Source organism: Pontibacter korlensis (assembly GCF_000973725.1).
Lineage (GTDB): Bacteria > Bacteroidota > Bacteroidia > Cytophagales > Hymenobacteraceae > Pontibacter > Pontibacter korlensis.
Window position 1 is genome coordinate 4,671,622 of sequence record NZ_CP009621.1, and the last position, 16,177, is coordinate 4,687,798.

15 protein-coding genes are annotated in these 16,177 nt (G+C 45.5%); 5 read left to right on the forward strand and 10 right to left on the reverse strand.

The window, feature by feature from the left end:
• Positions 1–259: 259 nt before the first annotated feature.
• Together PKOR_RS25705 and PKOR_RS25710 are read right to left on the reverse strand one after the other, a co-directional pair.
• Complete coding sequence (locus tag PKOR_RS25705; protein ID WP_235336857.1) at positions 260–508, reverse strand: hypothetical protein; 249 nt, start codon at positions 506–508, stop codon at positions 260–262.
• 30 nt (positions 509–538) lie between these two features.
• Positions 539–1,111: a LysR family transcriptional regulator gene (locus PKOR_RS25710; protein ID WP_235336859.1), complete on the reverse strand. Its 573-nt coding sequence runs from the start codon at positions 1,109–1,111 to the stop codon at positions 539–541.
• Positions 1,112–1,209: 98 nt separating this feature from the next.
• Between PKOR_RS25710 and PKOR_RS25885 the strand changes: the two genes are divergently transcribed.
• Positions 1,210–1,578 (forward strand): NAD(P)H-dependent oxidoreductase, encoded by a 369-nt coding sequence (locus tag PKOR_RS25885; RefSeq protein WP_262501875.1) that lies wholly within the window; start codon positions 1,210–1,212, stop codon positions 1,576–1,578.
• Entirely contained in the window at positions 1,572–1,844 is a 273-nt protein-coding gene (locus PKOR_RS25890; protein WP_262501816.1) for an NAD(P)H-dependent oxidoreductase, read from the forward strand. The genes PKOR_RS25885 and PKOR_RS25890 overlap by 7 nt, the downstream gene beginning before the upstream one ends.
• A 266-nt stretch (positions 1,845–2,110) precedes the next feature.
• On the opposite strand, the gene PKOR_RS20070 is transcribed toward PKOR_RS25890, so the two are convergent.
• A complete protein-coding gene (locus PKOR_RS20070) occupies positions 2,111–3,175 on the reverse strand; it encodes an SDR family oxidoreductase (RefSeq protein WP_046313046.1) in 1,065 nt (354 codons plus the stop codon).
• Positions 3,176–3,582: 407 nt separating this feature from the next.
• Complete coding sequence (locus PKOR_RS20075; protein WP_046313048.1) at positions 3,583–4,011, reverse strand: SRPBCC family protein; 429 nt, start codon at positions 4,009–4,011, stop codon at positions 3,583–3,585.
• Positions 4,012–4,196: 185 nt separating this feature from the next.
• Between PKOR_RS20075 and PKOR_RS20080 the strand changes: the two genes are divergently transcribed.
• From PKOR_RS20080 to PKOR_RS20090, 3 genes are all read left to right on the forward strand, one after another.
• Complete coding sequence (locus tag PKOR_RS20080) at positions 4,197–5,195, forward strand: GlxA family transcriptional regulator (protein WP_046313050.1); 999 nt, start codon at positions 4,197–4,199, stop codon at positions 5,193–5,195.
• A 521-nt stretch (positions 5,196–5,716) separates the two neighbouring features.
• Positions 5,717–6,406 carry a hypothetical protein gene (locus PKOR_RS20085; protein WP_046313052.1) on the forward strand — a complete coding sequence of 230 codons (690 nt, stop codon included), beginning with the start codon at positions 5,717–5,719 and terminating at the stop codon, positions 6,404–6,406.
• 100 nt (positions 6,407–6,506) lie between these two features.
• Positions 6,507–7,073, forward strand: coding sequence for a Riean_0653 family protein (locus PKOR_RS20090; RefSeq protein WP_046313054.1), 567 nt, complete (start codon positions 6,507–6,509; stop codon positions 7,071–7,073).
• Positions 7,074–7,154: 81 nt separating this feature from the next.
• Here PKOR_RS20090 and PKOR_RS20095 read toward each other — a convergent pair whose 3' ends face one another.
• From PKOR_RS20095 to PKOR_RS20120, 6 genes are all read right to left on the reverse strand, one after another.
• The gene (locus PKOR_RS20095) at positions 7,155–7,799 is read right to left on the reverse strand and encodes a LuxR C-terminal-related transcriptional regulator (protein WP_046313056.1); all 645 of its coding nucleotides are present in this window, start codon (positions 7,797–7,799) and stop codon (positions 7,155–7,157) included.
• 195 nt (positions 7,800–7,994) lie between these two features.
• Positions 7,995–9,149 (reverse strand): PepSY-associated TM helix domain-containing protein, encoded by a 1,155-nt coding sequence (locus PKOR_RS20100; protein ID WP_046313059.1) that lies wholly within the window; start codon positions 9,147–9,149, stop codon positions 7,995–7,997.
• Between the two features lie 3 nt (positions 9,150–9,152).
• Positions 9,153–11,552: a TonB-dependent receptor gene (locus PKOR_RS20105; RefSeq protein ID WP_046313061.1), complete on the reverse strand. Its 2,400-nt coding sequence runs from the start codon at positions 11,550–11,552 to the stop codon at positions 9,153–9,155.
• Between the two features lie 331 nt (positions 11,553–11,883).
• Entirely contained in the window at positions 11,884–12,852 is a 969-nt protein-coding gene (locus PKOR_RS20110; RefSeq protein WP_046313063.1) for an ROK family protein, read from the reverse strand.
• A gap of 336 nt (positions 12,853–13,188) precedes the next feature.
• Complete coding sequence (locus PKOR_RS20115) at positions 13,189–14,304, reverse strand: oxidoreductase (RefSeq protein WP_046313065.1); 1,116 nt, start codon at positions 14,302–14,304, stop codon at positions 13,189–13,191.
• Positions 14,305–14,562: 258 nt separating this feature from the next.
• The gene (locus PKOR_RS20120) at positions 14,563–15,996 is read right to left on the reverse strand and encodes a pyridoxal phosphate-dependent decarboxylase family protein (protein ID WP_046313068.1); all 1,434 of its coding nucleotides are present in this window, start codon (positions 15,994–15,996) and stop codon (positions 14,563–14,565) included.
• Positions 15,997–16,177: the final 181 nt, after the last annotated feature.

Consider the following 16,177-nt stretch of genomic DNA (forward strand, 5'->3'; position numbering starts at 1 on the left):
GAGCCTTCTCTGTATATACCCAATTGCACCTACTGTGATGAACAGATAATAAAATGCTATTCATAAATTGACTTTACCGCACCTCCCCCACCTCAACATCATCACTAATGGCTACCAAACCCTGCTGCAGCAGCTCTATCTTTCCCTTCTATTATGAGGTCCAACTAAAAGATAGAACTACAAGTATACCTTTCACGCGAACCACGTCGCTATTGCACGCATTTCCTTTTCCAGAATTTCCTCTATCATGCTGATCTCTTCAGCATAGATAGTTTTTTTTGCGCATGCCAAAGTATAGGGTGTTCTCAATGATGCTGTGCCCTTCCCAAAGCAGTTCAATGCTACCGCTGCCCAGCTCCTTCTTAGATAGGAAGTCCGGTATAACAGCAACGCCTTTGCCGCCACTGATACAGCGAATAATTGAGCTCAGATTAGGCACAATATAGTTTGGTTTGAAATCCGGCCGCTTTCCGAAGTTCTGATTCCAGAACCGCCTGAGATGCTCCATATCCCCTGTTGTACCATACCAAATTTGCTGTTATAGCCAGTCCTGCATTCCTTCAAGATCATGTAGCTTGACCAGTTTCGTAAACTTATGTGTAGGTGTTTTTTCTCCGGATACCAGCACGATTCTCTCTTTGGAAAAAGGTTTATAAGTAAGGTTTTTGTAGTCCCCTTTCTGCGGTGTCATAATAAGATCCAGTATGCCACTATCTAAATCAGCCAGCATCTGAGGGTAGTCGCCGAACTTGATGATAACGTTGAAAGGAAGTGTAGACAAGTAGGGCTCCAATGTAAACTGAAATGTCTCGAAACACATCCCGACGCTGATAGTGGGCCGCTCCTTTTCTGCGCTTTTACAGAATAGCTCCTCAGCAGCTTCCAGTTTGGTGATCGCCTCCAGAACATAGTTGTAAAGCACCTTGCCACGCTCGGTAGGCACCATTTTACGGGAGGTTCGGTCAAATAATTTATAACCTACATAGGCCTCTAAAGAGCTCAGGTGTAAGCTAACTCCTGGCTGGGAAATATAGAGCGCTTCTGCTGCTCCTGTCAGAGTACCTGCCTCATATATGGCCTTAAAGGTCCTGAACCACTCCAAATTTACCACAAGCTATCTATAATTACACTGATACAATGGTATAGTTTACCTTATTTTCCAAATAGATCTGCCGCCAGTAATTTTGTAGCACAATAAAAGTGAGACAGATGAAAAAGATATTTGTAATTAACAGCGGACAGATCTTCTGCCATTCTGGTGGACGATTCAACACCACCATTACTTCTTTAACGATTGATTACTTTACCAATAAAGAAGGCTATGAAGTAAGGTTAACCAACATAAATGAGGAGTATGACCCTGAAGAAGAGGCAGAAAATTTCACGTGGGCTGATGTAATCATTTACCACACCCCTGTATGGTGGTTCCAGTTACCACATGGCTTCAAGAAATACATCGACGAAGTATTTACTGCCGGTCATCAGAAAGGTATCTATCCCAGCGACGGAAGGTCTGCGGACAATCCTGCTGTCAACTATGGAACCGGGGCATGCTCCATGGGAAGGAATATATGCTAACCACTTCCTGGAATGCTCCCGAAACAGCTTTTACCTTGCCTGGAGAGTTCTTCATGCAGAAGTCTGTGGACGAGGGGCCACTGTTCGGTTTTCACCGGATGAACGCTTTTACCGGAATGCAGCCACTGGAGAGCATTCACTTTCATGACGTAGAGAAGAACGCAGACATAAAACGGGACATACAGCGGTATAAGGCTCACCTGAGCAAGCTGTTTGGAAGAGAAGTAGAAGCCTCAAACCCGTTACAGGCACATGTGATGCGGTAAAGTGATAACGGGGTAAGCAATAGAATACCCCTTTTAAACGGCTACGTAATCTCTCAGAACTGCCAAGTCCTGGTAGAGGATCACGATTATGCAGTCCTTGAATCTACTATAACAAGAAAGCCGCTCCACAGTAAATGGAGCGGCTTCTATATCATGTATCCTAATCAGATTTCCGTTTTGGAAGCTTAGCACAGGCTATTACGGCTGTAGATTATTATGTAGCTTCCTTCAAGAGATCTGATGTTAAGATCAGCGCCATAAAGGTTCTAGGGAATCAGCCGATCTTTCTGCAGTTGCGCGAACAGGTCGAAAAACGACTCTTCCGTTTGCTGATATACAGTGAAGCCTAGCTTGCGGCTCTTTGACATGTCAGTCATGACTTCTATCGGGCGCCCCAGGTCAAGATCAGTATGCCACGGAGAGGCCAATCGATTAAGATCCGGCTCTACCAGGTTGTGCCGCTCAGCAATCTGCTGCCACAGCGGACCATCGTTGGCCATCTCTGTTTCCAAAGGATGTATAGTGCCGTCGAAACCTACATACTCAACACCAAACCAGTTTGCCAGTCGCTTCCAAAGCCATTTCCATCGAAAGGTCTCCCCGTTCACAACGTTAAAAGCTTCGTTATGTGCCGCCTCAGTTGTGGCTGCCCAAACTAGATGCTTGGCCAGCACCCGCGCATCTGTAACATCAGATAAGCCATTCCATTGTGCTTCAGAACCGGGCCAGCGGAAAGGACGCCCGCTCTCTTTGCAAATGCTGGCATAGACCGCTAAGGTAGTTCCCAGGTTCATCTGGTTACCTACTGCCTTGCCAATAACTGTATGGGGTCTATGGATGCTCCAGGTAAAGTTATCGCGGGCAGCGGCGGCATACACCTCATCTTCCTGGGCATAGTAAAAGTTCTCTATGTCTAACCGGGGCTGCTCCTCGCGCAAGGGCGTTTCTGGCAGAAAGCCCTCTTTAGCATATGCCTCGAAAGGTCCAAGGTAATGCTTCAGGCCTGTTACCAGGGCCACATGCTGCACCGACTTCTTCGGGGCCAAAGCATCCAGCAGGTTACGAACCATAGCTGCGTTCACCCTGATGTTTTCGGCCTCTGTTTCCATGCGCATCCAACTTGTGATAAACACATGCGTTGGAGCAACCTCAGCCAAGGCTGCTGTTAAGCTTTCTGGGTCTAGCAAATCAGCAGCAACAGGATACATACCATCAACTTTATTTGGGTTGCGAGCCAACCCGTAGGTGGTCCACCCTTGTGAGATAAGTTCATGAGCCAGGTTGCTCCCTGTTATACCGCTTGCACCTACAATCAATGCAGTTCTATTCATATTTTTAATCTATTTAAGGTGTATTGCCTCTGAAAGAAGGCTTTTCTACCTGTTAGAAATCAATATCTTATTTGGGGTGAACTACTACTCCCCTACTTGCTGGAAGTAGTTCACAGTTGCTAAACCTCTGTAGACAGATAAAGTTTAAATTCTGTACTTCTATCACCAAAAGCTAATTTGAACGTTCATTCCATACTCTACTAAAGCCAAAAGCCACTACAGGTAGTGGCTTTTGGCTTTAGTAGAGTATAACCTAAGCTGCTGCTATGTACTTTCAAATTCATTTTAGAAGACACATAGCAGCAGCACTTAATAACTTTTTGGAGCGTCCTTTAAATTATAGATAAGTTGATCTTCTTCTAAAGCGATAGCTATATCCTCCTATATTAGGAAATCGGCAGTTAAAGCTATTCGCATGTTTCAGTATACTTTTTAAAATTATCCAATATTGCTTGCCACCCACTCTGTTGCATTTCCAGCGGTAAAGTATCTTCTGCCTCAAAAGTCTCCACTATGTCAGTTGTGCTGCCATTATCCGTAAAAGCAACACTTACTTTTCTACCATCCAATATGGTGTACTCAATTAACTCATGGTCTTTTATGGAAGTATAAACACCTTCAAAATCAAAACTCATACTGCCATCTTTGGCCGCCATTGTTGTTTGAAACTTGCCTCCTTCCTTTAGGTCATTGTCAGCATATGGGGCGTGCCATTCATCAGAAGCGAATGCCCAATTTGTGATGTGCTGTGGATCGCTCCAGCATTTCCATACTTTTGCTATTGGTGCAGCTACAGTAGTTTTGATAGTAATCGCTGTTCTGTTTTCGACTTCCATACTCATCTTTAGTTATAGGTTGAACTACAGTTTATATCAATTTTTATTGTACAGCATTTAATTGATTATAAGGAAATTATCCTGAATACCGATAGAACAAACTTAGCAGGATTATTTGATAAACAGCTTGTGCAAAAACGACAAATGGTGGGCGTTTTGCGACAGTAAATTCGTATAATAGCTTTATGAAAAAAGTTTCAATCCTAGTTCCCGAATTGTCAGTAATGCAGGCCATTGCAGATCCGCGCTATCTTTTTACTTCTGTTAACCAGTTTTTGGCTGCAGCAGGCAAACAGCCGCTCTTTGATGTACAGCTTGTAGGGTATGAAAGTGAGATAAAACTGAACGACGGCCTCTTTACAGTTCATCCAGATAAAGTTCTGAAAGAAGTAACGCAAACAAACCTGATCATAATACCTGCGTTAGCTGGAAATATGGAAACCGCTGTGGCTGCAAACCAGAATCTGGTACCTTGGATTGTGTCACAGTATAACGGTGGCGCCGAGGTGGCATCGCTTTGTGTAGGTGCTTTTTTGTTGGCTTCTACAGGGTTGTTGTCCGGCAAAAAATGTTCTACCCACTGGAATTTTGCGAATAAGTTCAGGGAAATGTTTCCGGATGTAGAAGTGGTAGATGGAAGTATAGTGACTGAGGAAAACCGCTTATACTCTAGTGGTGGTGCCAGTTCTTATTGGAACCTGCTGCTGCACTTGGTTGAGAAGTACACAGACCGCGAGACGGCCATACTTGCCTCTAAATATTTTGCCATCGACATAGACAGGAATAGCCAAGCTGCCTTTGCTTTGTTCCAGGGGCAGAAAGATCATAACGATGCAGCCATAAAAACAGCTCAAGAGTACATTGAAAGCAATTACTATGACAAAATAACAGTAGACCAGTTAGCTGAAAAAGTTTGTATTGGCCGCCGCAGCTTCGAGCGCCGTTTCCATAAAGCCACTAAAAACTCTGTGCTTGAGTATGTGCAACGCGTAAAGATTGAAGCCGCCAAACGTAGTATTGAGACCAGTAGAAAGAACATAAATGAAGTAATGTTTGAAGTTGGCTACACTGACACGAAAGCTTTCCGGACAGTTTTCAAAAAACTAACAGGACTTACACCTGTAGAATATCGGAATAAGTATAATAAGTTAGCCCAAAAGAAGGTACCCCTAACAGTGACCTAAAGTATGACCAGTGATTTTTTCAGCTGTTCATTTCTTTAAAATCAGGTATAAACGATCTCGTCATTTATACAGATAATTGCGCCAGAGCTTCATCTCGTAATGCAGGTATAATCTTCAAAGCCACAAACATTTTCTTTCTCCAGTTTTGTAGTATTGTGACAAGTGCACATATAGCCCATCTGTACTGTGACTTTCTACTAATCCTACATCTACCTTCACGTGCTCCCTTCCCTGCGTGACAGCCAAACAGTAGTAGTAATAAGAACTGAAGAGACTGATTCTTTAAAAATTGTACATAGGCAGTAAAACAATGTATAGTACAGCAAAAACTATATATTTTATCTTATTTCCACACTTGGATATTTATATTTCGTAGTGATTAATAGAAGCGAAAGAAGAGTAACTTCTATTAAGATCATGTTCCAATCCATTTAGTGAGACTCAAAGAGCAGATTCTTATGATTGAGCAAAGGGAAATCTTTCGATTGAAAATCGCTGAACTTGAATGAGAGTTAACAGGAATGGAAAGAGAGCTTGAAATAGAAGCTGCTTTGGAAAGAGTACGTGCAAGAGCTTTGAGCATGCATAACACATTTGAATTAAGTGCTGTGTTGTCTGTTCTTTTTGAGCAATATGATATTCTAGGCATTTGCCCGGTGTTCTCCCATCTTACACTTTTCGATACAGAAAACAACAAGTTCTCCTTTAGAACAACGGGAAGAGATGGCCAACGTGTGCAGGCAGAGCAGAGAATTGACATAGACGCAATAGATGCCTGGAAAGACAGCGTAGAGAACTGGAAGAAAGGAGGTCCAAACCAGGTAAACACTCATATGTATCCTAAAGAGATACTTCCCCAGGTGTTTCAGTTATTCCATGAGATCCTTTCAGTAATACCTGCAGAAGCCAGATATTACCCGGAAGATTTTCCTGAAGGAGTATTTATTACCCAAGGTTACTGCAGATTTGGCTACGTAGGGTTCGGCCATAACAGGCCAGCAACAGAAGAAGAGAAAGTTGTTGTAAGAAAGATGGCTGTTGAGTTTGAAAGGTTATACCAACGCTTTATCGACTTGCAAAGAGCAGAAGCTCAAATAAAAGAAGCTCAGGTTGAGGCTTCGCTGGAACGGCTAAGGGCACGAACCATGGCGATGCACAGCAGCGATGATGTGTTTATTCATAAGGCTTTTATTATGCAGCATATTAAATAAGCTCAGCTACTAAGATAACTGCGCAAAACAGAGCAGAAGCAGTATGTGAAGTAGGCTAGTGATTCACTACAATGTGCCTGTATTTTACGCAACTTAAACCATGCGCAACTCCCTCAAAAGTCTGCTGTTGGGTATAACCCTGCTGTCAAGTATAAGCTCCTGCGATAAAGATTCTGAGCTAAGCCTGCCGCCTGCTACCCAGGATGGTCGCAATACCCTGGGCTTTAAAGCCAATGGCAAGATATGGGTAAACCACGGCGACATTTGCAATTGGTCCGTTTGTGAAGATAATGTAGTAGAAGGAAGGCTCCATAAGAACGTAGACGGAAGTTATACCCTGGTATTGCAGGCCTACTACAATAATAAGAGTAAGAACATCTCGCAGCTGTTCACACTTACTGCCTACCAGGTAAGCAAGCCCGGCACCTATACGTTAACAGATGCCCATGAGGACCACACCAGCCTGGTGATAGACTCCTTAAAAAACAATTTTTACCATACTGGTGCCCCTGATTCAGAAATGACGCTGCGGGTTACGCGCCTCGATACGGTTAACCACGTGGTGTCCGGCACTTTCGAAGGCAGGCTTGGGCATTATAATGATGCAGCTAAAACGATAACAATAACCGACGGCCGCTTCGACACAAAGCTTACTTACAGTTGGTAAGAACCTCTTGCTACATGCCAACTGTAAATTAAAGCTCCAAGGGTGACGTAAAGTGTAAGGCTGGGGTTGCTACAGCACTGGCTAGTGCAGCTTTACTATACCAAGGTCCAAGGCTTTTACAATAAGCTCGGCCGGTGATTTAATGTTGAGCTTGCGCAGAATGTTTTTTCGGTGGGAGTTAATCGTGTGCGGGCTCAGGAAAAGCTTATCTGCTATTTCTATGGAAGATTTGCCTGCCGCAATCAGCTGTATGATCTCTATTTCGCGGGGGCTTAAGTTTGTTGCCACAGCAACAGGCTCAGGAGTAGCTGCTTCTGACAAAATTACCTCCAGCACTTTGCTGCACATAAACTTCTCTCCCCTGGCGGTTGCTCTTACTGCATTAATTAGTTCCTGCTCACCGCACTCCTTCAGTATGTAGCTACAAACTCCATACTTCAGCGCCTCCATTACCACGGGCCTTTCCGGGTCTTTGGTGATAGCTAAGATTTTACTCCCGGGCGCTGTTTGCCTGAGCGAAATCACATCCTGCACGCAAAAATGCTCAGGTCCATTACAATCTATCGTGATTACATCAGGCTTTAAATCCTGGGCAATCTCAAGTAAATCTGAGGCTGCATTAACCTCACCCAACACCTGGATATCTTCCTGCTCTGCCAGCAGCATAACGAGGCCTTTCCTGATAAGCAGGTTAGCTTCGGCTATAAGCACGGATATCTGATTCATGAGCAGCTGAGTGTTGTCTGTAAATCTGTTTACTAGACTGGAATGCTAAATTATTTAGATTAAATCTAAATAACAAGCATTATATACGACAAAGCAGCTGCAACAGTATTAAATCTCGATAATATTGGAAAGTACGTTCTGAGACCTAAGATCCTTTTCAGAGGATATAGCGATCAAAGACATGCTACCTTTCAGCTAGTTAACCTTTAGCTTTCTTACTCTTTCTGGCTTTTTGGTCTCCTTATTCTTTCTCCTTCCCCACCAGATTGCAAAGCCTGTAACAGGTAAACTAGCTGCAATTAAGCTGGCAAAAAAGGCGATTGTTTTACCAACTATACCTCCTATGGCTCCTACATGTATGTCGTAGTTCATGCGGATGATCTTGTCTGCTAGTGAGGCTTCTGAGAACCTTCCGAAGCTATGGGTAACAGGTATCTCCTCTAAAGTGTACTGGTCGAAATACCGATAATCGCCGCGCCAATAAGTATCTGTGTCGGGGTTAATGGCTGTCTCGATGGAGGCTTCATCATCATGCGGCACGTGTACTTCCAGGCTACCCCCTACCTGCTGGTGCTCTTCCAGCATCTTTAACCAGACCCGATCCATGGCAGGCATATCGGTATGGCTTACCTGCTGTGCCGGGTCTGAGTGGGGCTCATAAAACTCCACCAAGCTCTCCCCTCCCGAGGCCGCCCAATAAACTGATTTAGAGAACCACTGAAATCCCATTATCAAGCCAGTAAGCCCGATAAAGATGGCAACCCAGGTCATGTAGAAACCCAGTACATTGTGCATGTCGTAGTTTACGCGTCTCCACCTGGCACCCCATTTAACTGAGAAGCGTTGTTTGCGGGCAGCTTTGTTTTTAGGCCACCAAAGTATAAGCCCCGTCAGCAGCATCAGCACAAACACTAATGTGCCGGAGGCAACAATCGGCTGCCCCACCTCAGGTGGTAACCACAGGTAATAGTGCCCCATGATCAGGATCCGGAAAAAATCCTTATCCATATCTTTTACCTTGATCACATCACCAGTGTACGGATTCAGGAAGACCGTGAAGTAGTACTCCGGTTCAAAACTGAAGTATACCACTTTAGAGGCTTTCCCCTGCTCATAGCTCACACTGTGTGCCATCTTACCTGGTAGCTGTGCGTCCGCTATTTCCCTCAGCTTGGATGGGGGCAGCTTCTCCTCGTTCTGATGCGCTACAAAATGATAGGGCTGGGTGGCGTACTCTATTTCACGCTGGTAAGCCAGCATACAGCCTGTAATTCCCAGAAACAACACCAACAGCCCGGATGCAAATCCGAGCCATAGGTGTACTTTACCAACCAATTTTCTAATCTTCATGCTTTAAAACTTATATCCTACACTTACACGGTACTGGCGAGGAGCCTCTGTTTGCCAGTAATAGCCGTCGCTGCTGCCATCATAGTTAAAGTCGTAAGGAGAGCCGGAGTACAGGTACTCATCCAGTATGTTGTTTACATTCAGGGCCAGGCTCACTTTTCTGAACTGGTAAGAAACAGCTCCATCCAGGCGGAAGTAGTCAGGTAGGAGGCTTTCAGGGTTTTCGCTCACAAACCAAGGGAAGCGCTCAAGTTGCCACTGGTAGCCTAAGGATACCCCTGCACCTTTCAGCAAGCCTTTTGGCTGCCGGTAAGAAAGCCAGGCGTTGGTGATGTGCTTGGCATAACCAGGCACTTTTGTTCCGATTTTAACAGGGTCTGTGTCTTCTGTTATTTCAGAGTTGGTAAAGGCGTAGTTAAACACCAGCCCCAGGTTTGGCACTACCTCTCCGCGCACGTCCACCTCTATACCCTGGGTTTGGGTTTGGCCCAACTGCAGGGATAGTGTTTGAGTAGGGTCGTTAGGGTCAGCTACCAACTGGTTGTTTTTGGTAATCTGGTAAGCCGAAACAGTGGAGTTCCATCTGCCGCCAAACCAATCCCGCTTAAATCCAACCTCTGTGTTATTTCCGGTGATAGGCTTCACTTTCTCATCATCTGCCAAACGCCCATTCTGCGGAATAAAAGACTGATCGTACAGCGCGTAGACAGAGGTATTTTTATCAAGCGTGGCACTTAAACCTACACGGGGAGTAAACTTCTCGTTCTTGATGATGGTGGTATACTGGTTTGTTTCAGATTTCGTGTAACGTCCTGCCAGGGTCAGGCGCAACCTGTCATTTAAGAATGCAAGTTCATCCTGCAAGTATAGGGCTCCGTACTTTTGCCCCAGTATGTTGCCTCCGGCACGGTCTTCAAGCGACTTACTGCGATCTATCACCGGTATACTGCCCTCATCAAGGCCATACACTGGATTGTAGATATTAAACGGCCTGTTCTGATCCAGCACAAAGTATTGATTCCAATCGGCCAGATACTCTTTGTTCCCCAGGTCTGCCCCACCTAGTATGCGGTGCGTGACAGGACCAGTCTTTACTTCACCGTTTACAAACACTTGCCCAAACTTGCTTATGTTACGGGCATCCCAGCTGCTAAGCGTGCGCTGCATATCGCCTGCGGCATCTACGCCTGCCAGCCAAAGGGAACTACCCACCTGGTTGTAATGGAAGTAAGCTGTCTGGGCTGTTAGTTTCCACTTATCGCTGAAGGCATGCTCAAACAACAGGAAGCCGCTGTGGTCTTTCATGTCTGATGGCTCCAGGTTCGGGTCTGCAATGGTGAAGCTACGCGGCAGGTCTGCGTAATCGCGTGCTGAAAAGACATAGGCCGAGCCGATGGCCGACATGCGGGAAAACTGGTAAGTATACTCTGCTGTGAGTGATGTTCTGTCGCTGAAGTTATACTTTAGCACCGGTGCAATGGAGTAACGATCGTTGTACTCAAAGTCCCGCCACGATTCCTTCTTCTGCCCCATCAGGTTCAGGCGGTACAGCAGCTTTCCATCTCTGGTTACTTTGCCATCCAAGTCGGCTGTGGCACGGTAAGTGTCAAAGCTACCCAGCGTCAGGGTTACTTCCTTGCCTGGCACTCCTGTAGGCTTTTTGGTAACCACATTGTAAAAACCGGCAGGATCACCGTTGGCCAACATAAATCCGGCAGGTCCTTTCACAAACTCAATGCGCTCCACAAAGGACATATCTTCTGAAAGCGGCCCCCAGGTCGATTCCACGTTCATGCCATTGCGGAAAGGCGCCACTCTTGCACCGCGCATGTTCATGCGGGTATAGTTGCCCCAATGCTCCTGCATGGTTACGCCACTTACGTTGCGCGACACTCCCTCCAGCATATCAAACACCTGCTGGTCTTGCAGCACCGTGCCCGTTATGACCTGTATGTTTTGCGGCACCTCCAGCAGGCGGGTCTGCAAGCGCAGTGATTCTGATGGAAGCGTGGCGTTATATTTGTCTCGCTGTGCAGTCACCACAACTTCCTGAATGCGGGCCGCACTCTCGCTTAGTGTGAAGTTGGCTGCTGCCTTACTGTTAGCGGTAACTACTATGTTTTGTTCCTGAGGCTCTACCCCCAGCATCTGCACATGCAGGACATATGTACCAGGCTTAATCTTAGCGATGGTATAGTTACCTTCGGAGTTAGTATTAGCTCCCAGGTTTGTTCCTTTGAGACCGATAGATACCCCAACAGCCGGCTCACCGTCGGTAGTTTGAACATGACCTGTAACAGCACCAGTTTGTGCATAGGCTACTTGTAAATTGAGAAGAATAATAAAAAAGGTTAGCAGCCCTTTTAGTATATTCCGGGAGGGATCAGAAGTAAATATCTCCATATATCGCTTATTTAGAATTAATCTATATAAGCCAAAAGTATAGCAAGCCAGAGCTCCCGCAAAATTTCTGCATAAGAATACCTAGTACTAGTGATAGGTTTGACTACAGCTAGCTAATGTTATAAAGATATCAGTGGTTAAACACGTATCTTAAACTACTCCTGCAGCACATTATAGTAAGTGATCGTACTGCAGCACCTGCCTTATCCGTCTATAAAACAAAAGCGTGCCGGTATCGCAGGGATACCGGCACGCTTCTTTGGTGATACTATGATTCAGGAAAGCTTAATTTAGGCCTGATTCCTACACTTTCTACTTTAAACTGTCTATACTATACTTTCATTGCCCAAACCAAGGCACTTGCACCAAGTATAGCGGCATCAGCTTCTTTTAGTTCGCTAAACATTAGCAATACCTTATTTTTGAAAACAGCCAGGAGGTTCTTTTCCATATGCTCCCTTACCGGATTCATGAGCAAGTCACCGGCTTTGGTTACCCCGCCAAAAAGCACGATAGCCTCTGGTGAGGAGAACATCACGAAGTTGGCAAGTGCCTCGCCCAGTATTTGACCTGTAAACCGGTAAACCTCTTTTGCTAATTCATCCCCTTGCATGGCGCATTCAAATACTGCCTTCGAGTCGATAGCATCTTCAGGATAGTCGTGCAACATGCTATGCTGCTTTGCTTCGGCTAGCAATTCTTTTGCTGTAAGCACTATACCTGTAGCTGAGGCGTAGGCCTCTAAGGAACCATATACGCCTGTTGACCAGTGCTGCCTTCCACCTGGGCGTATAATGGTATGGCCAAGTTCACCGGCAAACCCATCGTGGCCGTAAACTAACTCGCCTCCACAAACAATGCCGCTTCCTACACCAGTACCAAGTGTAATCACAATGAAATCTTTCATCCCCTTGGCTGCGCCATACATCATCTCTCCTACTGCAGCCGCGTTAGCATCATTCGTAATAGAGCAAGGCAAGTGGAATTTGTTGCTTATCAGGCTGGCAAGTGGCACGATTCCCTTCCAGTTAAGGTTAGGCGCATGCTCTATAGAGCCAGAGAAAAAATTTGCATTGGGAGCGCCAACGCCAATTCCTTTTATGTTCTCTAAACCTACTGACTCAATGGCTGGCAATAAAGAAGTATAAAGAGCATCTACAAACTCCTCTGGGGTAGCATAAGCACTGGTGGATAGCCTGCCGCCGTAGGTAATTTCACCGCGGTGGTTTACCAGTCCAAATTTGGTGTTGGTTCCGCCAATGTCTACCCCCAGGGCATACTGTTTTATGTTCTTATTCATATAGTTTTTGTGTTAGAATAGCTGCTGGCTAGTATATTGCTAGAGTAAAATGTCTTAGTTACGTGCGTATGCAAAAATAAGAGTGTGTTATACACGTTCCCAAACATAAACCTATCCGCAGAGCATTACAATTTTTTCGCCAGCAGTTTAACCTAAAATTTCACAATCTTGTTGTTCCCCAAATACTTTTAAACCCAGGGCTTTGAAACTAATGTATAAGAGGCTTTATACCTAGGAAGTCAATAGTTGCCTTGGTATTTCTTAGCTTACTCCAGGCTATCTGGCTTATTTAAAAAAAGATACAGCCTTTACTGAAGAGTGCTTTTTGAAAAGACCTTATAGTTCGAACTCTTTTATCTTAGCATCAGGCACAAAGAATTTTTGCGGATCCAACTCTTCCAGGGCCTTGCCTTCTGACACCTTATTAACCCAGTCTTTGTTGGCCAGTGCGGTCTTACCTAATGTAACGACATCCACATCACCGCTCTGTAGCACAGACTCACCCAACTCGGGAGCATCTAAGTTCCCGTTGACAACTACTGGCAATCCGCTATGCTTTTTTGCAAGGGCTGCAAGTGTAGGGCCACCCTCTTTAAAAGCAGGTTGATCTGCATGATACTCGGTAACATGGATAAAGTCGAGGCCAGCTGTACCTAAGGCAGAGAATATAATCTCAGCGTCTTCCTCTTCGCCAGCCCACTTATGAGTGTAATCGTTTACTTTGCTCTGTGATATTCTGATGCCTACAGGAAATCCCTCTCCCACTGCCTCCCGGCAAGCTTGTACCGTTTCTACCAGCAGCCTAACCCGATTTTCAGTACTACCCCCGTACTCGTCCTGCCGCTGATTGGTATAGTCTGTTAGAAACTGATCAAGTATGTAACCGTTTGCACCGTGTATCTCTATGCCATCAAAGCCTGCCTCCTTTGCATTTTTGGCTGCCTGTGAAAAGCCTTTAACAACATCTGCAATGTCCTGCTTTGTCATCTCTCTTGGTACCGGAAAGGCACCTTGGCCTCCATAGAACTCCATTTGCTTGCCCTTCGGTTGAACAGCAGAGGGGCCTATAGTTTCTTTTGCATGAGCGTTCCCTTGAGACAGGGCACCAGCATGCATTATCTGGCAGATGATCTTTGCTCCTTCATTCTGTACGCTTTGCACAAGCTCTTTCCACCCTTCCACCTGCCTGTCATTAGCAATGCCGGGCTGGTTAAAGTACCCTTGGCTATACTTCTCATCTGGATAAGTACCTTCGGTTATGATGAGCCCAAACCCACCCTTTGCATAGCGAGTGTAGTATCTCTTCATTGCCTCACTAGGCATTCCGTTATTTTCTGCAGAAGTTCTCGTCATGGGAGCTAGTCCAATGCGGTTTTTCAACTGTAGTTTTCCTAATTGTCCCTCAGAAAACAAAAGGGGGTATTTGCTTTTGGCTGCGCTCTGATTCTCCATAAGTTCGTTTTATCTAGTATAACTTAGGCTTCTTTATTTAGAGAAGCCACATACGTGTTGTTGTAAGGTTATAAGAGATCAAAGGAAAAAGGTTCTTATAGGGTTGGTCTGCAAATCTTATTGTGGTCCTTTTTGAGTTGTGGTCCTTTTTGAGCAAACTTAAGCTTCCAAACAAAGTGTAAACCCCAAGGAAGTCAGAAGTCTTACCTTGGGGTTTTTACAAGAACAGCTACAGCTGATTAAATAACAAAAGGCTGTTTATTGCACAGAGGCTACTGCAGCTTTCTCCTCTACAGCTATAAGTAACTCCTGAAGCTCTTGCTCCGTGGAAAGCGGGTTCATAAGAGAGACGCGCAGGTATAAGCTGCCATTCAGAATGGTCTGCACAATATAGAACCGTCCTTCTTCGAGTAACTGCCTGCGGATTGACAGGTTTAAATTGTCTGAAGCTTCAGGCGATGCCTTTACCCGGAAACACACAATGTTGCACTCGGGCTCATAAGCCAGCTCCAGGTTATCGTTAGCTTTAATTAAGTCGGCAAATATTTCTGCCAGCCCATAAAGCCGCTCTATGTTCTCTTGGAACACACCGTCGCCATATGTACGGAAGACAGTATAAACATTAAGCGCCGACATAGCCTTGGTGCATTCAAACGTACGCTTACCACCGTTATACCACTCTTCAGTGTTTTGGTCGGTCCAAAGGTACTGCGCACGCTGTGAGAAGATTCTATAGGCATCTCCCCCGTTTTTAAATAGCACAGCAGTTGAGAGCGAAGGTGTCATCATCATCTTGTGGTAGTCCACCACCACGGAATCAGCTTGCTCTATGCCCTTTATCAAGTGCTTATATTTTGGAGAGAAAGCTGCAGGTGCCCCATGCGCCCCATCCACATGGAACCAGATGCCATACTGCTTACTGAAAGCAGCAATAGCCTCCATATCATCATAAGAGCCTGTGGATGTGGTTCCGGCACAGCCCACTACACAAATAACCTGCTTGCCCTCTGACACAGCTTGCTGGTAATACTGCTCCAGTAGATCAGTGCGGAGCTGGAACTTCTCGTTTACAGGAACCTTGATAATCCCGGATGCTCCCAGGCCCATAATACGTGCGGCCCTATCGATGCAATAATGGGCTTCTTCAGAAACTAAAACAGCCAATTGCTGCCCATCCTGATACCCTTCCTGCCAGATAGCTGTCGCAGTGGCCCTTGCCGCCAGCAAACCGGTTAGGTTACCTAACGAGCCGCCAGAGGTAATAAAGCCGGAGGCCTGGTTGCTAAAGCCCAGTTTTTGCGCCAGATGCTCTGTCAGCACCTTTTCCAGTGTGTTACCAACCATCCCCATTTCATAGACCCCCATGCCCTGGTTCAGCAGTGCTGTTACAGCGCTGGATAGTACTGTGACCGGTAAAGTAGGTGTAGTCTGATGCCCGAGGTAACGCTTGCGGTGCACTTGTATAGAGCGGTCCATGACATCTTTTAGCAGTTCCAGTGGGTCAGCCTGATCTGGTTTAGAAAAATCCTGCTGCCAGTAATCGAGTTGCTTTTCAGGGCTCTGCCACGGAATAGCCTGCACGTCTTCTCGGTCTGTGCTTGCTTCCGCCAGGTAATCAGCCATCATATCTACAAGGGCATGTCCTTGCTTGCGGAAGTCTTCTACTTTATAAGCTTTATCTAAAATACTCATTACTTCAATTAAAACGTGTATTATACTACAAAGGAATGAAACGCAGAGCGGAAGAAAAAGTGCTGTTGCTGTACTTTAACTTATTTCCACGTTACGCTTCTGGTTTCTAGGAAACCAGCCCCAGATACTCATGAACCAAAACATGGTATACCTCACTGGCATTCAGCACCAAACCCATTGC